Below are 23,836 nucleotides of genomic sequence, written 5' to 3' on the forward strand. Positions count from 1 at the left end.
CCTCCTATAAAATCAGTTATCTATACTTTCCTCACGACAATGCGTGAGCCTTCCGCTTTCACAATTTTTACTTGTTCATCCTTATCGATGAATGCACCTTCTGATACAACATCAATGCGCTCATCTCCAAATACTATTGTACCTGACGGACGAAGTGCGGTTGCTGTCACCGCGATTTGCCCAACAAGATCTTCTCTTGTTTCATTTGAGACATAACCGCTTTCCTTATTAGTTGAATCGGTTAAAATGAACTTTTTGAAAAATTTCATACGTTTCCCCAACACCTTTGTCAATATAATAACTGCTATGATTGAAACAGCAGTGGCAATCAAGATGGAAATCGCCATTTCTGTAAAGCTTCCAGCTGCTAAAAATAAGCTGACAACCACACAGATCAGTCCAATGACACCTACGATTCCCCCCGGCAAAAACAATTCCAGAATCATGAGCAATATCCCTGCTAAAAACAGGAACAACGTCTCATATCCTGCAAAACCAGCCACGAGATGACCATAAAAGAATAAAAGAAGCGCTGTCACTCCCATCGTGCCTGGAATCCCAAAGCCAGGAGAATAGAGCTCAACAATTAACCCTAAGCTTGCGATGGATAAAAGGATTGGAATGACGATTGGGTGCGTGAGAAAGCGCGCAACCTTTTCAGCAAAGCTCACTTCATCGTATTGAACAGAAGCGTCGGCTAACTTCAGCTTCTGAAGCAAGTCATCCATATTTTTCGCTTCCCCTTCTGTATAACCGAATTGAAGCGCACGGTCTGTGTTGAAGGTGAGCAATTCTCCTTTTGGTGCACCAGCTTCTTTTGCGTCTATATCTACATCTGCCATTGCAAGTGCATACTTTGGATCACGCCCCTGCTTTTCGGCAGCGTCACTCATTTCAGCAAGCCATAGCGATTCAGATTTTTGGTCGGCAGCATTGCCTTCTCCATCAATGATCGCAGCAGCCCCCATCTTTCCATTTGGGGTCATATAAATATCGTCGGCATTTAGTGCAAGGAATGCCCCAGCAGAAAGCGCTCTATGATTCACAAACGCTGTCACAGGAATATCAGACGCACGAATGGTATCTGCGATCTCAAGCGCCGCATCGACTGCACCACCTGGTGTATTGATGTCTAGAATGATATGTTTCGCTCGTTCGGACTTTGCCTGCTCAAATGATCGTTCAATAAATTGAGAAAGTCCTTTTTCTACTGTATCTTCAATTGGGATAACATGAACTTTTTGATCTACTGATTTCGCGGTCAATTGAACCCCTAATAATAAGCATATTATAAAACAACTGAAGAGAGCAATAGAAATTTTTATTTTTTTCATCTATTTGGTGATCCCTCCTCTCTATCTTCCATTTTACCGTTCCTTTACATACGTTACAAATGTATCATAGGTTTCATTTTTATATGACACAATGATGAAGGTATAAAAAAAGTACCCTTCTAACAATAGAAGGATACTTTTTTATTGAGACAGCTGTTCGCTGACAAGTCTGTTAATGACAGCTCCATCAGCTTTACCTTTTACTTTTGGCATAATAGCGCTCATGACTTTACCCATATCAGTCTTCGATGATGCACCTGTTTCAGCGATCGTTTCTTTCACGATCGTTTGCAGTTCTTCTTCAGAAAGCTGTTCAGGTAAATAAACGTCTAAGATGTCAATCTCTTTTTGAACTTTATCTACTAAATCTAAGCGATTAGCTTTCGAAAATTCATGGAGGGAGTCTTTACGTTGCTTAATCTCGCGGGAAAGGACGGTTAGTTCCTCATCGCCGGTCAAACTGTCTTTCTTAAGCTTAATTGCTTCATTTTGGAGCGAAGCCTTAACCATCCGAATGACAACAAGCTTGTCTTTCTCACGGTTTTTCATAAAAAGCTTCATATCAGAATTTAATTGCTCAAGAAGACTCATAAAATCCACCCTCTTTAGAATTTACGTTTTCTAGCAGCTTCAGACTTTTTCTTGCGCTTTACGCTAGGCTTTTCATAAAATTCACGCTTTCTTGCTTCTTGCAATGTTCCAGTTTTGGATACACTGCGTTTAAAGCGACGAAGAGCATCTTCAAGCGATTCGTTTTTTCTAACGACCGTTTTTGACATTCTCTTTCCCTCCCTCCGAATACACCAATCGACTGCATTAAAAAAAGATATACATGCAAAACATGTACCTAGATATTATAATATAAGCCTAGTGCGAGGTCAACTAAGTGATTTGGAAATATATTTTCGTCATGAGCAGGTAGACAAGTCCATATATTCATTGGTAAGAGGAGGACTTTTCTATGATGGCGATCATTTATTTTTGTGCACTTATTTTCATTTTTTTATGGTCAATGGGTTTGCTGAGAAAAGGATTAATGGCGCTTGCGTCGTCTCGTATTGAGAAATCACTTCTTCTCTTTACAGATCATCCGGTAAAAGCATTCTTAGTCAGCATCGTATTTACAGGGATTCTTCAAAGCAGTTCAGCGTTTATGGTCATCGTGATTGGCTTTGTCAGTACAGGTATTCTCTCTTTTAAAAAATCCATTCCAATGATTCTTGGTACCAATATTGGCTCTACGTTTACAACAGAATTTATCGCCATTAAAATGGATGTTTTCATGTGGGTCTTAATCCTAGCTGGTCTGATATGCATGATGTTAGGCAAAAAATCTTTTAGGCATGCAGGAAAAAGTATATTTGGACTCGGGATGATCTTTTTTTGTATTCAAGGCTTTTCTAAAATTGCAGGTATGATGACAAGTCAGCCTGAGACACTGCGCTTTCTCGAAATGATGCAGCATTCTGACTGGACGGCGCTGCTTTCTGGCACTATTTTCACAGCGATTGTTCATTCGAGCTCCGTCTGTATCGGCATTTTAATGGGATTTATGAATGAAGGAACGGTTGGGCTTCAGGAAGGCATCAGCTTTGTGTTAGGGTCCAATATTGGGACTTGTATTACAGCCGTAATGGCTGCCATATCTGGCGGCTATGCAGCACGTCAAACGGCTTATGCACACGTTTTGTTTAATGTGCTCGGAGTGCTTTTATGTCTCCCATTTCTCGCCATGATGACAGAATTCGTCGCCCTTCTTGCAAACGCTCCAGCCCAGCAAATTGCGCACTTCAGCCTGCTGTTTAATGTGGCAAGCTCTTTGCTTTTCTTCCCATTCATCCGTCCATTTCACACATTGATTTTATGTCTTTTACCGAATCAACCAAAATAAAACACCGGCTTGCCCTTTTGGCAGCCGGTGTTTTATTGATTATGAGGTCATTCTCACTTTGTCTGTTTGTACTTCATCGCTTATACGAACGAATTGTCCTTCGTTATAAGGATAACCCGCTTTCGTAATTTTCACTTTGACCAAACGGCCGATCATGTCCTCTGTTCCTTCAAAAACAACCTTCATATAGTTATCTGTATAGCCCACATAAAGATTGTGCTTTCCTTCTTGTTCTTTGAAGGATTCTTCCGGAATAATCTCTAGGACATCTCCTTCATAAGCTGATGCGTATTCTTTCGCAAGCTGGTCAGAAAGAGCGATCAAGCGGTGGACACGTTCGTTTTTCACATTTTCATCCACTTGATCTTCCATTCTTGCAGCTGGCGTACCTGTACGTTTGCTGTAAGGGAATACGTGCAGTTCAGAGAATTGATGGTCTTTGACGAAATTGTATGTTTCCAAAAACTCTTCTTCTGTTTCTCCAGGGAATCCTACAATCACATCAGAGGTGACAGCAAGACCTGGCAATGCTTTTTTCAGCTTTGTTAAACGCTCTGCAAAGAATTCCATCGTATATTTACGGCGCATTCTTTTCAGCACTGTATTAGAGCCAGATTGAAGCGGGATGTGAAGGTGTCTGACAATCTTATCTGACTGATCAAGCACTTCTATCACTTCATCTGTAATTTGACTTGCTTCGATAGATGAAATACGAATTCGTTTTAAGCCGCTGACACGTTGATCTAATTCTTTCAGAAGCTTTGCAAAGTTATAATCCTTTAAGTCTTCTCCGTATCCGCCTGTGTGAATACCTGTTAATACAATTTCTTTATAGCCGGCATCCACAAGTTGCTGCGCTTGGTTGATGACCTCTTCTGGATCACGAGAACGAAGAAGTCCACGAGCCCAAGGAATAATGCAGAATGTACAGAAATTGTTACAGCCTTCTTGGATTTTTAATGACGCACGTGTTCTGTCTGTAAAAGCAGGAACATCGAGTTCTTCAAACACACGTGCTTTCATAATATTGCCAACCCCATTAATCGGCTGTCTTTCTCTGCGATATTCTTCAATGTAACCGAGTAATTTATGTCTGTCTTGTGTTCCCACGACAATATCAACACCAGGAATCGCCATGATTTCTGCTGGAGATGTTTGCGCATAACAGCCTGTTACACAAATGACACCATCCGGGTTATGACGAATGGCTCTTCTAATGACTTGGCGGCTTTTTTTATCGCCAGTATTCGTGACCGTACATGTATTAATGACATATACGTCTGCTTTTGATTCGTACTCTTTTCTTTCATAGCCTGCTTCTTTAAACAGCTGCCAGATCGCTTCTGTTTCATAGTGATTGACCTTACAGCCAAGTGTATGGAACGCTACTGTTCCCATCATGATTCACCTCTTAATAACTCTGTTTGATAAGATATAGCAGAAAGCGCGTAAAGAGGAGCTGTTTCTGTTCTTAAAATGCGTGGTCCGAGCCCGCAAATGACTGCACCAAGCGTTTCAAGCGATTCAATCTCCTTTTCTGCCAAACCGCCTTCAGGGCCAAAAACCACTAGCAAGGTTTGTCCGCCTTTCATCTGTTGGAGCACAGTTTGAAAGCGGCTTTGCTCTCCTTCTTTCGATGATTCTTCGTATGCAACGACACATTTATCGAATTCACCAGCTAATTGAGTCAGCTCTTTAAATGTTGATACTGGATCAACACGAGGAATGATATTCCGGTAGGACTGTTCAGCGGCTTCTTTCGCGATTTTCTCCCAGCGCTCTCGTTTTTTATGTGACTTCTTTTGGTCAAGTTTTGTAATAGAACGAGCCGCTTGAAACGGGATAAATGCGCTTGCGCCAAGCTCTGTGCCTTTTTGGATAATCAGCTCAAGCTTATCTCCTTTTGGGAGACCGCTCGCAATTGTTACTCTTACCGGAAGCTCTCTGTCCTGATTTGTCCAGCCTTCAACGTGACAAATGACTTCTTCCTTTGTTATTGTATCAATTTTACTGAGCGCTTCAAAGCCGTCTGTCGTTAAGCAAAGGATTTCCTGCCCTGCTTTCATGCGCATGACGTTGGAAAGGTGATGTACATCTTCACCATTGATGACGATAGATCCCTTTGCGATCACTTCTTCTTTCGTGAGGTCGATAAAATATCGTTGCATACGTGTCCTGACACCTACTCGCTTTATTTTTTCGCTATAATGCTGACCCAATCTTCCATTGACAGCACTTCAACAATGTCAAAACCTGCTTCTTCTAATGCTGTTTTGACTTGTAATTTCTTTTGTCCAATGATGCCTGATGTAATGAAATAGCCATCTTTCTTCAATAAGTCATAGGCTTGATCTGTAAAGCGCAAAATCACTTCTGCGAGAATGTTAGCGACGATCACATCTCGTTCACCTGAAATCCCATCAAGTAAGTTGTTTTGCTTGACCGTCACTTGTTCGCTTACACCATTTAGCTCAATGTTTTGCTTTGCACTTTCAACCGCAACGGTGTCGAGATCAAAGGCTTGAATGTCCTTTGCACCAACCATCGCTGCTGCCACACTTAAAATCCCAGAGCCTGTTCCAACATCAATCACCGTATCGTTTTCCTTCACATAGCGCTCAAGCGCCTGAATACAAAGAACGGTTGTTGGATGTGTCCCTGTTCCAAATGCCATTCCTGGGTCCATTTCAATAATCAGTTCATCAGAATGAACCGGTGTATATTCTTCCCATGTTGGAACGATGGTGAATTTTTCGGAGATTTTCACAGGGTGATAGTATTTCTTCCATGCGGTGGCCCATTCTTCTTCATTTACTTCACAGATAGACAGCGTATTTCGTCCAAGGTCAATATCGTATAGAAGAAGATTGTTGATGGCTTCTTTGATCTCATCTACCGTTTCCATTAAAAAGCTGTTCATTGGAAGATAGGCTTTGACGATGACCCCTTCTTCAGGATAGTCATTCGGATCGAGCTGGTAGATCTCACCGTATACATTTTCACGTTCCTTGACTAAATCAAGCGGGTCCTCAATCACGACACCACTCGCACCTGCTTCATGCAAAATATTGGTGATTGGTTCCACCGCTTCATTTGTTGTATGGACGCTAATTTCTGACCACTTCAATACTACCAACTCCTTATCCGTCTTACTCGCCTTTAAATGCGCGTTTTACCTTATCGAAGAAGCTCATTTCTTGTTCGTCCGGTTTATTTCCGCTCACTTCAGCAAATTTTCTAATAATATCTTTTTGATTGTCCGTTAAATTTGTTGGTGTGACGACTCGTACAACGATATGCTGATCGCCTTGGCCATAGCCGCGTACATTTTTCACACCTTTTCCTTTGAGTCTAAACTTTGTGCCAGTTTGCGTGCCAGCAGGGACTTTTAATTTCACTTTACCGTGTAGTGTCGGCACTTCAATTTCGTCACCTAATGCAGCCTGTGCAAAGGTTAACGGCATTTCGCAGTAAATATCATCTCCGTCACGTTCAAAGAATTCATGCGAACGCACATGGAACACTACAAATAGATCGCCTGGAGGTCCTCCATTTACACCTGGTTCCCCTTGACCAGACACTCTGAGCTGCTGACCATCGTCAACACCAGCTGGGATCGTCACATTGATTTTCTTACGCTTACGCACTTTACCAGAGCCGCCGCATGTAGAACATTTGTGATCGATTTGTTTTCCTGTTCCGCTACAGTAGTTACATACTCTGCGGTTGACCACTTTACCAAACGGAGTTGACTGCTCAACATTTAATTGACCAGAGCCGCCGCAATGTGAACAAGTCTTCGCTTCTGTCCCAGGCTTTGCCCCTGAACCATGACATGTTTCACATGATTCCTCGCGAGGGATTTCAATCGTTGCTTCTTTCCCAAATGCTGCTTCTTCAAATGAAAGCGTCATTGTATATTGCAAGTCTGCTCCTTGACGCGGTGCATTTGGATCTCTTCTTCTGGCTCCACCGCCAAAAATACTAGAGAAGATGTCATCAAAGCCGCCGAAGCCGCCAAAGTCTCCTCCGCCGCCAAAACCGCCGCCGCCAAAGCCTTGGTTTGGATCGGTATGACCGAACTGATCATACTGCGAACGTTTTTGATCGTCAGAAAGGGTTTCATAGGCTTCTTTTACTTCTTTGAATTTCTCATCTGATCCAGCTTCTTTATTAATATCAGGGTGATACTTTTTTGAAAGCTTGCGGTATGCCTTTTTGATCTCGTCTTTTGAGGCGCTCTTACTCACGCCAAGCACTTCATAGTAATCACGCTTACTCATCTCTTCACACTCCCGATTTTCTCACATAAGTACGATTGTATCATTTTGATTTGACCTTTTTCAATTGCTTTCATCGTTGGAAAGAAAAAAAGTCAAAGCCAAGAGATCCTGACTTTGACTTTCTGACGAGTACGTTTCAGCAGTCTTTTTCAAAAGTAAAGGTGATTATTTTTTCTCTTGATCGTCGTTTACTTCTTCGTATTCTGCATCCACTACATTGTCATCTGCTTTTTGAGCACCTTCAGCGCCTTCTTGCTGAGCTTGTGCTTGTTTTGCAGCTTCTTCATAGAGCTTTGTCGTTAGTTCTTGAACGATTGTTTGCAGCTCATCTTTTTTCGCTTTGATGTCTTCAAGCTCGCCTTTTTCGATCGCAGCCTTTAGTGCATCTTTCGCATCGTTTGCTTTTTTCACTTGCTCTTCATCGATTTTGCCTTCTAGATCTTTTAATGTTTTTTCAGTTGTAAACACTAATTGATCTGCTTCATTGCGCACTTCGATTTCTTCTTTTTTCTTCGCATCTGCTTCAGCATTTTCTTCTGCTTCTTTGACCATTTTTTCGATCTCATCATCAGAAAGACCTGAAGAAGATTTGATTGTGATGTTTTGCTCTTTGCCTGTACCCATATCTTTCGCACGTACGTTGACAATACCGTTTTTATCGATATCAAAAGATACTTCGATTTGTGGTACGCCGCGTGGTGCTGGCGGAATATCAGTCAATTGGAAACGACCTAATGTTTTGTTGTCTGCTGCCATTGGGCGCTCACCTTGCAGGACATGGATGTCTACCGCTGTTTGGTTGTCAGCAGCCGTTGAGAATACTTGAGATTTGCTTGTTGGAATTGTTGTATTACGTTCAATCAGCTTTGTGAATACGCCGCCCATTGTTTCAATACCTAAAGAAAGTGGTGTAACGTCAAGTAGAACAACGTCTTTGACATCTCCTGTGATGACTCCACCTTGAATCGCTGCACCAAGAGCAACCACTTCATCAGGGTTTACACCTTTATGAGGCTCTTTGCCTGTTTCTTTTTTGATTGCTTCTTGTACTGCAGGAATACGAGTTGATCCACCAACAAGGATGACTTTATCAATCTCGTTAGCAGATAAACCAGCATCTTTCAATGATTGACGTACAGGTGTCATTGTACGCTCTACAAGATCTGCAGAAAGCTCTTCGAATTTAGCACGTGTTAGCGTTAATTCAAGGTGAAGAGGACCTGCATCTCCTGCTGTGATAAATGGCAGTGAGATTTGTGAAGAAGATACACCAGAAAGATCTTTTTTCGCTTTTTCAGCAGCATCTTTTAAACGCTGAAGCGCCATTTTATCTTTTGAAAGGTCAATGCCATTTTCTTTTTTGAATTCAGCTACTAAGTGATCAATGATCACTTGGTCAAAATCGTCTCCACCTAGACGGTTGTCCCCAGCAGTTGAGCGTACTTCAAAGACGCCGTCTCCAAGCTCAAGGACTGATACGTCAAATGTACCGCCGCCAAGGTCGTATACAAGGATCGTTTGATCTTCATCTGTTTTATCTAAACCATAAGCAAGTGCAGCTGCTGTTGGTTCGTTGATGATACGTTCTACTTCAAGACCAGCAATTTTACCAGCATCTTTTGTAGCTTGACGTTCTGCATCGTTGAAGTAAGCAGGAACTGTGATAACAGCTTTTGTTACTTCTTCGCCAAGGTAGCCTTCAGCGTAAGATTTAAGGTGTTGAAGAATGATTGCAGAGATCTCCTGCGGTGTATAGTTCTTGCCTTCAACTTCTACTTTATAATCTGTACCCATATGTCTTTTAACAGACATGATTGTGTTCGGGTTTGTAATTGATTGGCGTTTCGCTACTTCACCCACTTGGCGCTCTCCATTTTTAAAAGCGACAACAGATGGTGTTGTACGTGCTCCTTCAGCGTTTGCAATGACTTTTGGCTCTCCGCCTTCAAGTACTGCAACACATGAGTTTGTTGTTCCTAAGTCAATCCCAATGATTTTACTCATAATCGATGACCTCCCATTATGTAGTTATTGATTTACTTTTACCATTGATGGACGAATAACTCGGTCTTTGAGTTTATAGCCCTTTTGCAATTCTTCTACTACGATGTTTGAATCGACGTTTTCATCTTCAACTTGCATGACGGCTTGATGAAGGTTTGGATCGAACTCTTTGCCGACAGCTTCAATTGGTTCAACGCCTTCATTTTTCAACGCTTCTACCAGCTGGCGGTAAACCATTTGCATTCCTTCTAACAAGCTTTTCGCCTGCTCATTGTCTGGATCAATTCCAAGTGCTCTTTCAAAGTTGTCAAGAGCTGGGAGAAGATCGCTGACAACATGTTGAGAACGATATTTTTGCACGGTCTCCACTTCAGTTCGAGCACGGCGTTTATAGTTTTCAAAATCTGCTTGAACACGCAGAATCTTGTTTTCTTTTTCATCTAGAAGTTGCTGCAATTCATCGATTTTCTCTTGGAAGGCAGACTGTTCATCATGCGCTACTTCCTCAGTATCTGCTTGAACTGCTTCTTCTTGTGCTTCAACCTCTGCTTCTTGCTCAGGTGTCTGTTTTTCTTCTGACATTGTGTTCACCTCCCTCAAAAGATTCAAGAATACGAAGGGGCTGTGCCCCTATCTTTTTATCACCCTACTCATCATACAAATTGGAAAGTGCGTTTGACAAGTCTTTTGATACATGATGCAAAAGACTAACGACTCGCCCGTAATCCATGCGGGTTGGTCCGATGACGGCAATGGAGCCGAGTGATTTTTGATCAATCGAATAAGTCGCTGTGATCAAACTGCAGTTCTCCATTGCTTCTAAATTGTTTTCCGAACCGATTTTAATGGTGATACCTTGCTGATTTGGATGAAATAGCTGCATGACATCATTCTTTTGCTCAATCAGCATCATGAGTGAGCGAATGCGGTCGATGTCATGAAATTCAGGCTGATTCAACATATTAATCTTCCCGCCAAAGAAAAGTTTTGATTCATTTTGTGTCGATGTAAATGTGTTGCCAAGCGCATCTAAAATGTGATCATAATCTTTTAAATGTGTGCGCAGAAGCATGACCACTTCTTTATACATCCTGTCCTTCAACTGGTCCATTGGAACGCCGGCTAAGCGGCTATTCAAAATATTCATCAGCTTCTCAATATCGGAGACATCGAGATGCTCAGAGAAGGTAATGGTTTTGTTTTCAACATGTCCGCTGTCTGTAATCATGATCGCTACTGCTTTGTTTGGCTGAACGGGGACAAGCTGAATTTGCTTTAATCGATTTTCACTCAGCTTTGGACCAAGCACGATCGATGTATAGTTTGTGAGATCTGATAAAATTTCCGCCGATTTTTGAACTGTTTTTTCCAGCTCAAAAATTTTCTCCTGAAAAGCCGACTGGATAAGCACAAGATCTTTAGACGACAGTTTTCGCGGAGAGAGCAAATGATCTACATAATAACGATATCCTTTTTCTGAAGGAATTCTTCCTGATGAAGAATGAGTCTTTTCGATAAAACCAAGTTCCTCCAAATCAGCCATTTCGTTTCTAATCGTTGCAGAGCTGAATGTGATGTCCTCTTTTTTAGAAAGAGTCCTTGACCCAACTGGCTGCGCCGAACGAATAAAGTCATTAATGATGACTTGCAGAATCAAAAGCTGACGATTTGTTAACATCATCATCACCCCTGTTAGCACTCTCTTTCAACGAGTGCTAATTGTATAAACAAAATTACCAAACTCAAATTAAAATGTCAATTATAACTCACCGAGAAACGCTTGAAATACTTCATTTCCTAACAATTTCCCTTTTCTTGTTAAACGAATTCCAATTTCATCTTTTACAATGAGACCTTTTTCTTCTAATTCTTCAAGAACCGAGGGAAAGAGAGCTTCTGGTGAAGCACCATATTTGGCTTGGAAGTCGGCACTTTTCACCCCTTCGATTTTTCGGAGGCCTAAAAACATTTCTTCTTCTATCTGCTCTGTTTTTGTGACTTGATGAGTTTCTTTATATGGGAACCCAGTTTGCTCAATCAGTTCCAAGTAATGCTTCACTGGTCCTGCGTTCACATTTCGGATGCCATCTACATACCCGTGTGCCCCTGCACCGAAACCGAAGTAGTCTTCATTGCTCCAATAGGTCAGGTTATGCTGGCTTTCAAAGGCAGGTTTGGCGTAATTGCTGATTTCGTATTGATGTAATCCGTGGCGCTCCATTTCATCCATCACAAGCTCATACATTTCAGCCTCACGTTCTTGCGGCGGTAAATGCAGTTTTCCTTTTTGCATTAAGTTGTAAAACACCGTTTTCGGCTCCACAATCAGTGAGTAGACAGAATAATGCTCTGCTCCTAATGAGAAAGCTGTCTCAAGTGAATTCATCACATGATGCTTTTCTTGATGCGGCAAGCCAAACATGAGGTCAAGGCTTATGTTGTCAAATCCAACATCTCTTGCTCGCTCGAAAGACGTGAGAACATCTTTCTTTTGATGAACTCGTCCGATTTTTTTGAGTAAATCATCTTCAAAGGTTTGGACGCCAAAACTTAGCCGATTGACACCGGCTTCTTTTAACACATGCAGCTTCTCGAGTGATAATTCATCTGGATTCGCTTCAACTGCAAATTCAACCAGGTTTTTTGCCGGCTTTAACACACGGTGAATACTGTTCATAAGCTGGTCTAGCTGGCTGACGGTCAATGATGTCGGAGTTCCCCCGCCAATAAAGATCGTCTTTAGTTCTTGCTCGCCCTTTTGCTCGATCGTGTGCTGCATCTCTTTTTCAAGAGCCGCTAAGTATTCATCGACTGGCTGCGTTTTAATGAAAAATTTATTAAAATCACAATAGTGGCAAATGTGCTCACAAAATGGAATGTGAATGTATGCTGCTTTCATTTGATGACACCTTCTTTACAGGTAAAGAGCCGCAGTTTATCGCTGCGGCACCTTTGTTTGTTTTCGACTATAAACGCCAAGGCTGACATTGTAAAGCAGGTTGCCTTGAGGAGGTTGTTATTTTTTCGGTGTGCTGTCGTCCATCTTCAGCACAGCCATAAATGCTTCTTGCGGGACTTCAACAGAGCCCACTTGTTTCATGCGCTTTTTCCCTTCTTTTTGCTTCTCAAGAAGCTTTCTTTTCCGGGAAATGTCTCCGCCATAACATTTAGCAAGTACGTTTTTACGCATTGCTTTAATGGTAGAACGAGCCACGATTTTTTGTCCAATCGCTGCTTGAACTGGTACTTCAAAATGCTGGCGTGGAATGAGTTCTTTCAGCTTTTCTACGATGATCTTGCCTCGTTCATAGGCGTAATCGCGGTGAACAATAAAGGAAAGGGCATCGATTTTTTCACCATTCAGCATGATGTCCATTTTCACTAGAGTAGACGGACGATAGCCAATCAACTCATAGTCAAAGGACGCATAGCCTTTTGTGTTGGACTTGAGCATATCAAAGAATTCATACACGATCTCCGCCAAAGGAATTTCGTACACAATGCTCACTCGGTTTGCATCAAGGTATTGCATATCAATGAAATGCCCACGCTTTCCTTGGCAAAGCTCCATGACAGAGCCTACATAGTCATTCGGCACCATCATTGTTGCTTTCACGTATGGTTCTTCAATTTTCTCAATCTTTTGCGGATCAGGTAGATTGGATGGGTTATCGACGATGATTTTTTCTCCGTCTGTCATATACACATCATAAATAACACTTGGTGCTGTCGTAATGAGATCGATTTTAAATTCACGTTCAATCCGTTCTTGGATGATTTCCATATGAAGCATTCCAAGAAAGCCGCAGCGGAAACCGAAGCCAAGTGCTTGGGACGTCTCTGCCTCATATTGAAGTGAAGAATCATTTAATTCAAGCTTTTCTAGCGCTTCACGTAAGTCGTTATATTTCGCTGTGTCAATCGGATAAAGACCGCAGTAAACCATTGGGTTCAGCTTTCTGTATCCTGGCAGTGCTTCTTTCGCTGGGTTCTCCGCACTTGTGATCGTATCCCCCACACGTGTATCGCCAACATTTTTAATCGCTGCTGTTAAGTAGCCAACATCTCCAACAGTGAGTTCATCTGTCGGCATGGCTTTTGGTGTGAATACGCCGACTTCAAGCACTTCAAATTCTTTGCCCGTCGCCATCATTTTGATTTTCTGACCTGGTCTGACGGTTCCTTCCACAATTCGTATGTACGCAATAACGCCGCGATACGCATCGTAGAGAGAATCAAATATAAGAGCTTGAAGCGGTGCTTCTGGGTCTCCAGCAGGTGCTGGCACCTTTTCGACGATTTGTTCTAAAATATCTTCGATCCCAATACCCGCCTTAGCAGAGGTGAGAACAGCTTCAGACGCATCCAACCCGATGACATCTTCAATTTCTCCTCTTACACGCTCAGGCTCTGCACTTGGCAGATCAATTTTATTGATAATCGGAAGAATTTCTAAGTTGTTATCAAGAGCCAAATAAACGTTCGCAAGTGTCTGTGCTTCAATTCCTTGTGCTGCATCTACTACGAGAATCGCACCTTCACAGGCAGCAAGGCTTCGAGATACCTCATAGGTGAAGTCGACATGCCCTGGTGTATCAATCAGGTGCATAATATATTCTTCTCCATCCTTCGCCTTATATTTCAGCTGGACAGAGTTTAATTTAATCGTTATGCCGCGTTCACGCTCTAAGTCCATGGAATCAAGTAATTGTTCTTTCATTTCTCGCTGCGTAATCGCCGCTGTTTTTTCTAAAATACGGTCGGCCAATGTGGATTTCCCATGGTCAATATGGGCGATAATGGAGAAATTTCGAATTCTTGATTGCCGTTCTAATCGTTTTTCTTTATCTGTCACAATCTATCACTCCTACTATAAAACGCGGGTTGCGCTAGGTTAGATTATATCAATAGGGCTGTAAAGATTCAATCGAAATCAAGAAAAGCCGCTCATTGATTAGCGGCTTTAGTCATATGGTGTAGATTTATTTATTTCCCATTTACCCAATCATAAAGAGAACGAGCTGCATGTGTCATGCCATCAGACAACGCCTTTCCTGCCTTGGAGAAGGCATTAAAGCTCTCTATTTCCTCAAGCTGCTTTTGTTTTTCGGCAAGATCCTTTTCTGTAACAGCCGTTCCTAAGATAGAGGCTTCTCGTTCTTCTTCGTCGTTCATTTGGATAGAGAAAGCGCCTTTTAATTGCGGGTCATGGTAACCCTTCATTTGCAGCATGCCATTATTTGCCTGCTGCATTCCTAAAAAGACGCCAAATAGCAAGACCAGTCCTAAAATAATGGTTTTTCCAATAAATGATCCCATGCACCGTCACCACCTTAAGAGCGTTTTTTCTCATCCTTTGCTTTGCCGTCTACTTTTTCCGCATCCCAGAATATATCACTGAAGACATCAGCTGCTGCATTGGATGCATTTTTCAATTCTTCCATATTATTATCCACTCCGCCAAATTCTAAAAGAAGGGCTTTGTCGGATAAATCTTGATTATAAATTCCATTATCACCAATTTCGCCTTTGGCAAACACACCGACACTGAGCCCTTTATATTTTTTCTCCATCAAATGGTGGAACTCCGTCGCAAGCTTAAGGTTTTTCTCATAGCTTTGATTCTTCTTCCCCACAACAAACGCAATTCTCGCATATTTCTTTCCTTTGATCTCGACAGTGGTGTCTTTCTTTCTTCTTGAATCACGGTGGATATCAATTAAATATTCGAGGTCATCATTTTTCGCTAAGGCTTCTTTTACGACCAGTCTTGATTCATTATAAGACTGGGGATACTTTAACCCTTTTTGGAGAAGCCGTTTTTCAACTTCTGTTTTATCGACCGTATTCCCGATTCCTTGCTGATCTAGCGCCTTTCCGAACATGTCACCGACAAGGGTGACATTCACTTTTGAGTGCCGTGCATTGTTTGGATTCGTTTCTCCTTTTAAAAATGGTAAATATGATTCCGTATTATGTGTATGGTAAATGTACACAGCTTTTCGTTTTCCTGTCGACCGGTCCGGCTCTTTCGCAGGCTTTTTCGGCACATCTTTGTCGAGCTTGTCCAGCTCTGCCAAATTTGCTTCTTTTTCATCTTGAATGACTTCACTTGGCGGCGGCGATTCCATTGGCATGTTGGTATAGTCTGTTCCTTCACCCGCTAAGATGATTTTTGTATCAAAATGTTCAAAGCCTGGAAGTTCTCTCCCTAGAAAACTACGTGGGTCTTCTAAATTGATACTAGTCGCAAGCTTGAGTGACAGTCCAGAGAAATGAAACCCTTTTTGATCTTTCGGGACGGCTGAGGCGAAATATTGGTTTTCCATGCCCATTAATGTGGCGAAAAACGCCCCGGAAAGCTCATCTGCTACACCATATAGCGAGGCTTGTGGCCTCAGCTCCGGCTTTAAAGATGTTAACGCCCCTGACATCACAAACACTACAACAAGCGAGGCTATAAATAAGAAAATGCTTTTCACTACTTTTGTTCCATTAATCGCAACGACCAACTGTCGAGGACGGCGGGGTCTTTTTTTCATGATTTACTCCCTCCAGCACGCTTTCTAGTAATTACACTATGAGCGAGCTAGAGAAAGTAGAACTAATTAATGATTATAAGAACCCATGTTATCTTGAGAGATTTTTTGATGAAGCGCTGTGTTTAATCCATTGGCGAGCACGTTTGCCATATCATCAATGAATGTATCCACTTCCTTAGGCGTCACCATTAAATTTTGCCCTAGCGGTGCAAGCACTTCATGGATCAGTTGCCGTTTCTCTTCTTCTGGAAGAGTTCCTACAATACCTAAGAATGATTGACGTGTTTCTTCATCTGGTAAATCTTCTTCGTTTAGTACTTTTTTCTTCCCAAACGTCAAACCAGCCGGCACAAGAGAGCGGGACGGCCGGTCATCTTTCAGTTCTCTACCAAAATGCTTTAAGACATAATCAATTGTGTCACTTGCAATGGTGACTGCATCTACCACTGTCGGAACGCCAATCGCAATCACTGGAATTCCCAACGTTTCTTTGCTTAATTCTTTTCGCTTATTCCCTACACCTGAACCGGGATGGATACCTGTATCAGAGATTTGAATTGTGGTATTCACCCGTTCCACTGCACGAGCAGCAAGGGCATCGATTGCAATGACAAAATCGGGTTTGGACCGCTCGATCACGCCTTGTATAATGTCGCTTGTTTCAATACCAGTCAGTCCCATCACTCCCGGTGATAAAGAAGACACTGGGCGGTAGCCTTCCTGTACATTTTCCGGCTGCAATTCAAAAAGATGACGGGTCACAAGCAGACTTTCAACCGTGAGCGGACCTAGCGCATCTGGCGTGACATTCCAGTTTCCTAGTCCTACTACAAGACAGCTCGCATCAGTCTGAATGCCTCGATCTTTTAAAAACTGAGCAAAATGATGGGCAAAGACTTCGACAACTTTTTCCTGCATCTCAGAATCTTTCTCCCGAATGCCCTGAGCCTCAAGTGTCAAGTATGTTCCTGCCTTTTTGCTGGTCAGCGCCTCCCCTTCTTTCGTGATCTCCACCGTGCGTATACGGATGCCGTGCTCCTCTTTTTCCTTTTCGACAATCCCTTCAATTCCATCCTTTTTGACAACATTCGGATCGTTCTCTTGTTCTAGTATCTCTTTTGTTTCAACAGCCAAGTCTGTCCGAATTTGATAAGCACTTAAATCAAGTTTCTGTTTCTCCATAAAAAGACTCCTTCCACCAAGTAATTAACAGTAGTCTTTCCATCTCTTGAAAGAAACATTCGAGCGCTTCATCAATGAAAAATACTTTACATTTATATTGCATTCTAAAGGTGTGTTTGATAGAATACAACTTGTTCTATTGTGAAGATTTAACCTTAAGACAATTGTGTTTAGGTTGTATCTTAGGAGGTGAAACACATGCCAAATATTAAATCAGCGATCAAACGTACAAAAACGAATAACGAACGCCGTGCACACAACGTAACAATCAAGTCTGCGATGCGTACTGCGATTAAACAAGTTGAAGTTTCTGTAGCTAACAACGATGCTGAGCAAGCAAAAGCTGCTCTTTCTTCTGCTGCAAAACGCATTGACAAAGCCGTTAAAACTGGTCTTGTACACAAAAACGCAGCTGCGCGTTACAAGTCAAGACTTGCTAAACAAGTAAACGGACTTTCTGCATAATGCTTGCAACGCCTCAGTAATGAGGCAACTGTTTAACTGTACGTCCGTCCTGACCGGCTCAGCCATTAGGACAGACTGACAATTATACATCTAAACAAAAACGACCCTCTTTTTAGAAGGTCGTTTTTTTATGTTCAAGCGCCTAATAGGCGAAGCAGAAACAATTCTAGCAATAGCTGCTTGTCCTTTTTACCCGTTTTCATTTCATAATCGATCGTTGATAGCTCTTTGACAATCTGCTTCAGCTCTTCTTCTGAAAACAGCCTTGCCTGATCCATAGCAAGTTTGACGCGGAATGGGTGGACTTTTAGATTTGAAGCAATTTGTTTTTGCCCATATCCTTGCTGAGCGAAATACTTCGTCTGCAAAATCAAACGAAATTGAGTGGATATAAGTGCTAATATTTTAATGGGTTCCTCATTTTGTTTCAGCAAATCATAAAACATCTGCATGGCCTGAGAGCGGCGTCTGTTGACAATTTGGTTAATTAATTCGAAAATATTCTGCTCTAAGCTCCTTGCAACGAGCTGATTGACATCCGCTAATTCAATTTCTTCTCGCTCTCCAATATATGTACTCAGCTTCCTGACCTCTTGAAACAATGAGGATAGGCTTCCGCCGCACAGCATCACAAGCTGCTCAGCCGCTTCAGATGTCATCGTCTTTCCTTCTGTTTTCACCAGTGTAATGGTGAAATCCGTTGTTTCTTTTGGGTTTAACTCTTTTGCCTCAACCATAGCCGCTTTCTTTTTTAACAATTTGGTGATTTTCTTCCGTTCATCCAGCTTTTCATATGGTGCTAATAAGACGAGAATGGTATAAGGCGCCGGTTTTTCTAAATAAGCTTCTAACAGAGAAAGCTCATGCTCAATCTTCTCTTTTTTCTTTTCCGCTGTAAGAAAATAAGGGTTCTTGATCAAAACGAGACGCCTTTCTCCCATGAACGGAAAGGTTTCTGCATCTGTCACAGCCTGTTCAAGCGGCACCTCTTCCATATCAAAGACTGAGAAATTAAAATCCTTTGTCTCTTCGTCTACTACAGCTTGTCTTAATTTAGCTGCTGTTTCTTGCAGTAAATACGTTTCTTTTCCATATAAGCAATAAACGGGATGGATATCCCCTCTTTTTAAATTGTTCCAAACCTCAAAAACCATAAATTGAATCCCTCTCTTTCACTTCCTCCTCTATCCTAAAGTGTGCGAAGACATTAGTAAAGAGGAAGCTGAAAGTACCGCCTCCTCATTTATAGTAAACGTCTGGTGCAAGCTCCCGGGTCAGCTTGCTTCAGACGATATTCATAAAATGATCATGAAAATGGAAAACGGTTACTTTACCTTCTAGCAATTCCAAATGAGTTCAAGTATACTAAAATTAGCCAGGAGGGATGAAAATGAATGAATTTGAAAAAAATGTTCAAAGCAAGCGGAATGATGTGACCGACTCAGCCGTTGGTTTTATCGTCACATTCGGATTTTTCGCCTCAATGTTTATTTTGGCAACCATTATACACCTCGTTGGATCTTAACTTCATGAATGTTACATGACTGCCGTTTTGGCAGTTTTTTTTATTGATTTTGTAAGATATCATATGGAGGATGCGTGTAAAACGTTCCTTTCTCCTCAAGAAATTCAAAGGTCACACTCCCATCTCGATCTGTGCGGTACACCTTCGTTTGATGATCCTTTAGTTTTTTCAAGACTTCCTGATGAGGATGCTGATAACGATTGCGTTCACCAGCCGAAATGAGAGCATGCGACGGCTCCAGATGCCGAAGCCACTCATCACTTGTTGACCCTTTGCTCCCATGATGCCCAACCTTTAAGACATCTGCTCGCAGGTGGGGATAGGCTTCTATAATATCTCGTTCCCCTTCATGTTCAAGGTCTCCAGTGAACAGAAAGCGTTTCCCGCCAAGAGTAAAAGTTAGAACAAGTGAATCATTGTTCTTACTTGTCACCGTGTCTTGCGAAGGGTGAAGAACCTCAAATATATGCTCTCCAACTTGGAGCTGATCTCCTCTTTCTAATTCATCAATTATAATCCCTTTTTCAGCTGCTTCTTTTAGCAGCTTTGCATCCTCTGGACTTCGGGCAAAACCTTTTGGTATGGCCAGCCGCTTCACTTTATTTCGCTTGATTAAACGAACCGCTTCTCCCATGTGGTCTTGATCTGCATGCGTGAGAATCAGCACATCAAGTTTTGCTATACCTTTTGAATGGAAAAACGGGATTAGCGTTTGATCACCGATCGTAGACACTTTACGTCTTTTTTTCCATGGTTCATCATCAAAAGAAAGTCTGCCACCTGTGTCCACAAGTAGATGTCCCTTTCGGTAAGGGAGCTGAATAAACAAACTATCCCCTTGTCCGACATCCAGCATCGTGACCTCCCCTTTTTGGAGAAAATTCGGGGTGAAATAGTGTGCACTCAAGACACCAATGAGTAATATAATCGGCACGGCATAAGATTTCACGGACATTTTGCACTCCATCACAAATAGCAAAAAAACAATGGCGCTCACTTCAAGCAGAATATGCCACCAAGTCGATTTCATAAAAATCAAGTTGAACCCATCAAAAACTGCCATATATGCTGACAACTGATGACTTAACTGGATGACCGAATCAAGCAGCTGGAACAACACTTGTCCAAGCGGAAGAGAAATGATAGACAAAAGATAAAAGAGTAAGGACAGAGGCAGGACAACTGTTGTATAAAAAGGGACAAATATCATATTCAATGGGATGCTCAGCAAAGAAAATTGCTGAAAATGATATAAAAGAACAGGAAGCGAGGCAAGCTGTGCAACAAAGGAGATAAGGAATAACTGCATCACTGCGCTTTTCGCTTGTGATAAGATTCTGGTCGATAACAAAATAAAAAACGTTACCACGAATGAAAGCTGAAATCCGATATCGAATAGATATAAAGGATGAATCGCTAATAAGAATAAAAACGTTGCGCTTAATACGACAGCAGAAGGCTGTTTCATTTCTTTTGGAAGGCTTGTCATCACTAAATAGATTCCTGCCATGAGGCAAGCTCTTAAAACTGATGGTGCAGCACCTGTCAAACAAGCATAAACAGGCAGAAAGCATAATAGAAGAAGACGCGCTGTCTCTCTTGTCACACCGGCACGAAGCAGACACCAAAATAAACAGGCAAGAAGCGTTTGCACATGCAGCCCTGAGATCGCTAACAGATGAATAATGCCGAGCATTTGATAGTCTCTTAGCGTGTCAGGATCAATCAATTCTCGGTCTCCAAAAATAAGAGCCTGTACAATACCTACAGAGTTTTTCGGCACATGATCTTCTAAAAATTTTAAGCCCTTTTGCCTCATCATTTGAAGATAATAGGAAGGACGATCATTTTTTGTACAGCCTTTGATTGACTGCGGTAAGAAAATAGCGCGAATGCCTTTTGATTTTAGAAATTGATCGTATTGAAACCCGTTAGGAATGGTTGCGTGTTTAGGCGCCCGAACTTCACCTGTCATATGACAGCTCATACTTGGCTCTACGTCTTTTAACGTCTCTTTTTCACGCTCTGTTTGAATGGTATAGAAAGCGGCTAATCGGTCATCTTCTGTTGACACAGTTGCCGAAAAACGATTGCCATCTGTTTTCGGAATCGTTTCAATCACAACAGAGCCGGAAAAGAATTTTTCTTGAACAGGTTGATCCGTTTCAAAAAACTCATGAACCATAAAAATAAGAGTATAGATAGCTCCACATAGGCTGATCATGAGAAAGAGTTTAGGAATTTTTTTCAGTAGGCTGAGAAGTAAGATGATGAGAAGAAAGAGAAGGAAATACATCTGAAGATGATATGCAGCCAGAGCAATTCCAACTGCTGCTGAAATTGCCCCAAACGGCAAATAATTAAACATAGGAAGTAAATAATTGATTCGCCTTCTCATGCATATCGCGAATTTCTGATTCACTAAGTCCTGATTCACTTAGTTTGCCAATTAAATCTGCAACAAAGGCTAATTTTTCTTGATTTTTTAAGTCAATGATCATTTCATCGAGTTCAACTTGTTCCGTTTGAACGCCTGCCTGCTCAAATAAATCAATGGCGTATGGGTGATTTTTATAATCCTTTGCATAGTACACGGTTCGAATACCTGCTTGAATAATGGCTTTACAGCACTGCAAACAAGGAAAATGTGTGACATATATTTCAGCATCGGCTGTAGGTGCACCAAATTTGGCACATTGTAAAATAGCGTTCATTTCCGCATGGATGGTGCGAACGCAGTGATGATCAATGACATAGCATCCCACATCTGCACAATGGACATCACCAGCAATTGAGCCATTATATCCCCCTGCAATGATACGCTTGTCTCTGACGATGGTCGCCCCAACAGCTAACCGCTCACAAGTGCTTCGTAAAGCAAGCAAATGGCTTTGCGCCATAAAATATTGATTCCATGAAATTCTTTCCACGAGCTGATCCCTCCAGAATGATGGTTGGTATTAAGTGTACATGCCTTCCTTCTATACCGTCAATTCTACTTAACGGTCAATTCATTTTTCAGCCGTTCAATGGTCTTCTCCCCAAAACCTGAAATGTTCCGCAAATCTTCAATTTGTTGAAATTCTCCGTGTTCCTCTCTGTACGTAATGATGGCTTCTGCTTTAGCTGGCCCTATCCCATTAATGGTTTGCAATTCCGTTGCATCAGCCTGATTCACATTGACACCTTGACTCTTTTCATTACTCGATGGAGCACCTACACCTGCTGTTTGTGCCTCTCTCTCTGCTTCTCCCTGCTTCCGGACATAAATCATCATACTGTCTTCTAGTTTTGCTGCTTGATTAATTTCAATCGTGTCTGCTTTACTAGTAAAACCTCCTGCTCTTCGAATGGCTTCTTCTACCCGTGCATCAGATTGAAACGTATAAACACCTGGCTTTTTTACAGCCCCTTTGACTTCCACAAAAATGGAGGATGATTCATTATCGGTTTTTTCTTCTTTGTCTTCTAATGTGACTTGTTTGTCTTGATCGCCCTTCAATACACTTGGCTCTCTAGCGCTCTCCTTATTTCCTGCCAAAAGGAAGAAAGTGATGATGATCGCGCCCATGAGCCCAGCTCCGATATAAAGACTGTATTTTTTCAATGGAATGAGTCGCTTCACGTGCTCACGCTTCTTTCAATCATATTTTTCTATTGCTCAACATACTGTTTAGAAGATAACAGATCCTATGCGCCTAAGGAGGGAGAACGTTTGAATATCGGGATAATCGGTACAGGAAACATGGGTACCATACTTACTGAGGCATTTATTGAATCAAAGGCAGTCAATCCCTCATCCATCACCATTACAAACCGGACCATAGAAAAAGCGTTCAATATAAAAAAGAACCACCCAGAGCTTGAAGTAACAAAACAGCTTACAGGAGCTGTCATGGATAAAGATTTCATCTTTGTTTGTGTCAAGCCGCTTGATATTTATCCTCTTTTAAAAGAGCTGAGCCCTCTTTTAAAAGAGCACCAAACCATTGTCATCATTACAAGTCCGGTTCATCCTGAACAGCTTCAGGATATCGTTCCTTGTCAAACCGCCAGGCTGATTCCAAGCATTACGAACCGCGCTTTATCAGGTGCGTCACTTTTAACATTTGGATCGTCATGCAATGTCGCGACGAAAACAGCACTAAGACAGTTAGCTTCCTGCATTTCAACACCCATTGAAATTCATCATTCGATTACAAGAGCGGCGTCAGATATCGTCAGTTGCGGACCTGCCTTTATCAGCTTTCTCGTTCAGAAAATGATTGAAGCAGCCGTTGAAGAAACAGATATTTCTAAAGAAGAAGCCACCACCTTATCAGAAGATATGCTTGTAGGGCTTGGCCGTTTGATTGAAAAAAGAGTCTATACCCTTCCGACACTGCAAGACAAAGTGTGTGTAAAAGGCGGCGTCACTGGTGAAGGAATTAAAGCACTTGAAGCAGGTGTTCAAGATATGTTTCATCGCCTTTTTCAAAACACCCATGAAAAATTCGATGAAGATCTTGAAGCAGTCGCGCATCAATATCCACCAAGTGTGTTTACTGATGATCGCAGAAATTAATCAACTCTGCAACAAGCGAAAAAAGGGTTTTAAAAAACCATCGTTC

At 41.8% G+C, this 23,836-nt stretch carries 23 protein-coding genes; 4 read left to right on the forward strand and 19 right to left on the reverse strand.

The features are described from left to right. Window positions 1-20 precede the first annotated feature (20 nt). The 3 genes from MHI33_RS14130 to rpsU all read right to left on the reverse strand — a co-directional run bounded on the left by MHI33_RS14130 (window position 21) and on the right by rpsU (window position 2,113). Window positions 21-1,334, reverse strand: a complete 1,314-nt coding sequence (locus MHI33_RS14130; RefSeq protein ID WP_340912073.1) for an NfeD family protein — start codon at window positions 1,332-1,334, stop codon at window positions 21-23. A gap of 141 nt (window positions 1,335-1,475) precedes the next feature. Continuing rightward, complete coding sequence (locus MHI33_RS14135) at window positions 1,476-1,925, reverse strand: GatB/YqeY domain-containing protein (protein WP_003217508.1); 450 nt, start codon at window positions 1,923-1,925, stop codon at window positions 1,476-1,478. 14 nt (window positions 1,926-1,939) lie between these two features. Beyond that, window positions 1,940-2,113, reverse strand: a complete 174-nt coding sequence (rpsU, locus tag MHI33_RS14140) for a 30S ribosomal protein S21 (RefSeq protein ID WP_003152957.1) — start codon at window positions 2,111-2,113, stop codon at window positions 1,940-1,942. Window positions 2,114-2,295: 182 nt separating this feature from the next. Between rpsU and MHI33_RS14145 the strand changes: the two genes are divergently transcribed. Continuing rightward, a complete protein-coding gene (locus tag MHI33_RS14145; RefSeq protein WP_340912075.1) occupies window positions 2,296-3,225 on the forward strand; it encodes a Na/Pi symporter in 930 nt (309 codons plus the stop codon). A 39-nt stretch (window positions 3,226-3,264) separates the two neighbouring features. Here the strand turns inward: MHI33_RS14145 and mtaB are convergent, their stop codons facing one another. The 12 genes from mtaB to gpr all read right to left on the reverse strand — a co-directional run bounded on the left by mtaB (window position 3,265) and on the right by gpr (window position 17,236). Beyond that, window positions 3,265-4,623 carry a tRNA (N(6)-L-threonylcarbamoyladenosine(37)-C(2))-methylthiotransferase MtaB gene (mtaB, locus tag MHI33_RS14150; protein WP_106065607.1) on the reverse strand — a complete coding sequence of 453 codons (1,359 nt, stop codon included), beginning with the start codon at window positions 4,621-4,623 and terminating at the stop codon, window positions 3,265-3,267. Beyond that, window positions 4,623-5,393 carry a 16S rRNA (uracil(1498)-N(3))-methyltransferase gene (locus tag MHI33_RS14155; protein ID WP_268507970.1) on the reverse strand — a complete coding sequence of 257 codons (771 nt, stop codon included), beginning with the start codon at window positions 5,391-5,393 and terminating at the stop codon, window positions 4,623-4,625. The genes mtaB and MHI33_RS14155 overlap by 1 nt, the downstream gene beginning before the upstream one ends. A gap of 23 nt (window positions 5,394-5,416) precedes the next feature. Further along, on the reverse strand, window positions 5,417-6,352 hold the full coding sequence (gene prmA / locus MHI33_RS14160) for a 50S ribosomal protein L11 methyltransferase (protein ID WP_003217481.1): 936 nt from the start codon (window positions 6,350-6,352) through the stop codon (window positions 5,417-5,419). A 22-nt stretch (window positions 6,353-6,374) separates the two neighbouring features. Then, window positions 6,375-7,508 (reverse strand): molecular chaperone DnaJ, encoded by a 1,134-nt coding sequence (gene dnaJ, locus MHI33_RS14165; RefSeq protein ID WP_003217525.1) that lies wholly within the window; start codon window positions 7,506-7,508, stop codon window positions 6,375-6,377. A 165-nt stretch (window positions 7,509-7,673) separates the two neighbouring features. After that, complete coding sequence (dnaK, locus tag MHI33_RS14170) at window positions 7,674-9,512, reverse strand: molecular chaperone DnaK (RefSeq protein WP_065098446.1); 1,839 nt, start codon at window positions 9,510-9,512, stop codon at window positions 7,674-7,676. Between the two features lie 24 nt (window positions 9,513-9,536). Continuing rightward, window positions 9,537-10,094: a nucleotide exchange factor GrpE gene (grpE, locus tag MHI33_RS14175; protein WP_340912079.1), complete on the reverse strand. Its 558-nt coding sequence runs from the start codon at window positions 10,092-10,094 to the stop codon at window positions 9,537-9,539. A gap of 64 nt (window positions 10,095-10,158) precedes the next feature. Then, entirely contained in the window at window positions 10,159-11,190 is a 1,032-nt protein-coding gene (gene hrcA / locus MHI33_RS14180) for a heat-inducible transcriptional repressor HrcA (RefSeq protein WP_050943737.1), read from the reverse strand. Between the two features lie 81 nt (window positions 11,191-11,271). Beyond that, window positions 11,272-12,411 carry a radical SAM family heme chaperone HemW gene (gene hemW, locus MHI33_RS14185; protein WP_340912081.1) on the reverse strand — a complete coding sequence of 380 codons (1,140 nt, stop codon included), beginning with the start codon at window positions 12,409-12,411 and terminating at the stop codon, window positions 11,272-11,274. Between the two features lie 117 nt (window positions 12,412-12,528). After that, window positions 12,529-14,367: a translation elongation factor 4 gene (gene lepA / locus MHI33_RS14190; protein ID WP_044139431.1), complete on the reverse strand. Its 1,839-nt coding sequence runs from the start codon at window positions 14,365-14,367 to the stop codon at window positions 12,529-12,531. Window positions 14,368-14,498: 131 nt separating this feature from the next. Beyond that, the gene (locus MHI33_RS14195; protein ID WP_044139432.1) at window positions 14,499-14,831 is read right to left on the reverse strand and encodes a YqxA family protein; all 333 of its coding nucleotides are present in this window, start codon (window positions 14,829-14,831) and stop codon (window positions 14,499-14,501) included. A gap of 14 nt (window positions 14,832-14,845) precedes the next feature. Next, entirely contained in the window at window positions 14,846-16,054 is a 1,209-nt protein-coding gene (locus MHI33_RS14200; RefSeq protein ID WP_044139433.1) for a stage II sporulation protein P, read from the reverse strand. Between the two features lie 66 nt (window positions 16,055-16,120). Next, on the reverse strand, window positions 16,121-17,236 hold the full coding sequence (gpr, locus tag MHI33_RS14205) for a GPR endopeptidase (RefSeq protein ID WP_044139434.1): 1,116 nt from the start codon (window positions 17,234-17,236) through the stop codon (window positions 16,121-16,123). Between the two features lie 198 nt (window positions 17,237-17,434). On the opposite strand from gpr, the gene rpsT reads away from it, so the two are divergent. Beyond that, on the forward strand, window positions 17,435-17,701 hold the full coding sequence (gene rpsT, locus MHI33_RS14210; protein ID WP_003217506.1) for a 30S ribosomal protein S20: 267 nt from the start codon (window positions 17,435-17,437) through the stop codon (window positions 17,699-17,701). 134 nt (window positions 17,702-17,835) lie between these two features. Here the strand turns inward: rpsT and holA are convergent, their stop codons facing one another. Beyond that, window positions 17,836-18,855 carry a DNA polymerase III subunit delta gene (gene holA / locus MHI33_RS14215; RefSeq protein WP_044139435.1) on the reverse strand — a complete coding sequence of 340 codons (1,020 nt, stop codon included), beginning with the start codon at window positions 18,853-18,855 and terminating at the stop codon, window positions 17,836-17,838. A 236-nt stretch (window positions 18,856-19,091) separates the two neighbouring features. On the opposite strand from holA, the gene MHI33_RS14220 reads away from it, so the two are divergent. After that, complete coding sequence (locus MHI33_RS14220; RefSeq protein ID WP_012010638.1) at window positions 19,092-19,226, forward strand: YqzM family protein; 135 nt, start codon at window positions 19,092-19,094, stop codon at window positions 19,224-19,226. Window positions 19,227-19,266: 40 nt separating this feature from the next. Here the strand turns inward: MHI33_RS14220 and MHI33_RS14225 are convergent, their stop codons facing one another. From MHI33_RS14225 to MHI33_RS14235, 3 genes are all read right to left on the reverse strand, one after another. Further along, window positions 19,267-21,594 carry a DNA internalization-related competence protein ComEC/Rec2 gene (locus MHI33_RS14225; RefSeq protein WP_340913843.1) on the reverse strand — a complete coding sequence of 776 codons (2,328 nt, stop codon included), beginning with the start codon at window positions 21,592-21,594 and terminating at the stop codon, window positions 19,267-19,269. After that, window positions 21,587-22,156 carry a ComE operon protein 2 gene (locus MHI33_RS14230; RefSeq protein ID WP_044139437.1) on the reverse strand — a complete coding sequence of 190 codons (570 nt, stop codon included), beginning with the start codon at window positions 22,154-22,156 and terminating at the stop codon, window positions 21,587-21,589. Before MHI33_RS14230 ends, MHI33_RS14225 begins: the two co-directional genes overlap by 8 nt. A 65-nt stretch (window positions 22,157-22,221) precedes the next feature. Next, a complete protein-coding gene (locus MHI33_RS14235) occupies window positions 22,222-22,851 on the reverse strand; it encodes a helix-hairpin-helix domain-containing protein (RefSeq protein WP_340912095.1) in 630 nt (209 codons plus the stop codon). A 90-nt stretch (window positions 22,852-22,941) separates the two neighbouring features. On the opposite strand from MHI33_RS14235, the gene comER reads away from it, so the two are divergent. Beyond that, the gene (gene comER, locus MHI33_RS14240; RefSeq protein ID WP_003217379.1) at window positions 22,942-23,790 is read left to right on the forward strand and encodes a late competence protein ComER; all 849 of its coding nucleotides are present in this window, start codon (window positions 22,942-22,944) and stop codon (window positions 23,788-23,790) included. Window positions 23,791-23,836 lie beyond the last annotated feature (46 nt).

Origin of the sequence: Bacillus sp. FSL K6-2971 (assembly GCF_038006405.1) — a bacterium.
GTDB lineage: Bacteria > Bacillota > Bacilli > Bacillales > Bacillaceae > Bacillus > Bacillus pumilus.

Excerpts from the sequence above, each read along its gene's own strand:
- MHI33_RS14130 (WP_340912073.1), bottom strand. The coding sequence starts at position 1,334 with ATGAAAAAAATAAAAATTTCTATTGCTCTCTTCAGTTGTTTTATAATA.
- MHI33_RS14135 (WP_003217508.1), bottom strand. The coding sequence starts at position 1,925 with ATGAGTCTTCTTGAGCAATTAAATTCTGATATGAAGCTTTTTATGAAA.
- rpsU (WP_003152957.1), bottom strand. The coding sequence starts at position 2,113 with ATGTCAAAAACGGTCGTTAGAAAAAACGAATCGCTTGAAGATGCTCTT.
- MHI33_RS14145 (WP_340912075.1), top strand. The coding sequence starts at position 2,296 with ATGATGGCGATCATTTATTTTTGTGCACTTATTTTCATTTTTTTATGG.
- mtaB (WP_106065607.1), bottom strand. The coding sequence starts at position 4,623 with ATGGGAACAGTAGCGTTCCATACACTTGGCTGTAAGGTCAATCACTAT.
- MHI33_RS14155 (WP_268507970.1), bottom strand. The coding sequence starts at position 5,393 with ATGCAACGATATTTTATCGACCTCACGAAAGAAGAAGTGATCGCAAAG.
- dnaJ (WP_003217525.1), bottom strand. The coding sequence starts at position 7,508 with ATGAGTAAGCGTGATTACTATGAAGTGCTTGGCGTGAGTAAGAGCGCC.
- dnaK (WP_065098446.1), bottom strand. The coding sequence starts at position 9,512 with ATGAGTAAAATCATTGGGATTGACTTAGGAACAACAAACTCATGTGTT.
- grpE (WP_340912079.1), bottom strand. The coding sequence starts at position 10,094 with ATGTCAGAAGAAAAACAGACACCTGAGCAAGAAGCAGAGGTTGAAGCA.
- hrcA (WP_050943737.1), bottom strand. The coding sequence starts at position 11,190 with ATGTTAACAAATCGTCAGCTTTTGATTCTGCAAGTCATCATTAATGAC.
- hemW (WP_340912081.1), bottom strand. The coding sequence starts at position 12,411 with ATGAAAGCAGCATACATTCACATTCCATTTTGTGAGCACATTTGCCAC.
- MHI33_RS14195 (WP_044139432.1), bottom strand. The coding sequence starts at position 14,831 with ATGGGATCATTTATTGGAAAAACCATTATTTTAGGACTGGTCTTGCTA.
- MHI33_RS14200 (WP_044139433.1), bottom strand. The coding sequence starts at position 16,054 with ATGAAAAAAAGACCCCGCCGTCCTCGACAGTTGGTCGTTGCGATTAAT.
- gpr (WP_044139434.1), bottom strand. The coding sequence starts at position 17,236 with ATGGAGAAACAGAAACTTGATTTAAGTGCTTATCAAATTCGGACAGAC.
- rpsT (WP_003217506.1), top strand. The coding sequence starts at position 17,435 with ATGCCAAATATTAAATCAGCGATCAAACGTACAAAAACGAATAACGAA.
- holA (WP_044139435.1), bottom strand. The coding sequence starts at position 18,855 with ATGGTTTTTGAGGTTTGGAACAATTTAAAAAGAGGGGATATCCATCCC.
- MHI33_RS14220 (WP_012010638.1), top strand. The coding sequence starts at position 19,092 with ATGAATGAATTTGAAAAAAATGTTCAAAGCAAGCGGAATGATGTGACC.
- MHI33_RS14225 (WP_340913843.1), bottom strand. The coding sequence starts at position 21,594 with ATGTTTAATTATTTGCCGTTTGGGGCAATTTCAGCAGCAGTTGGAATT.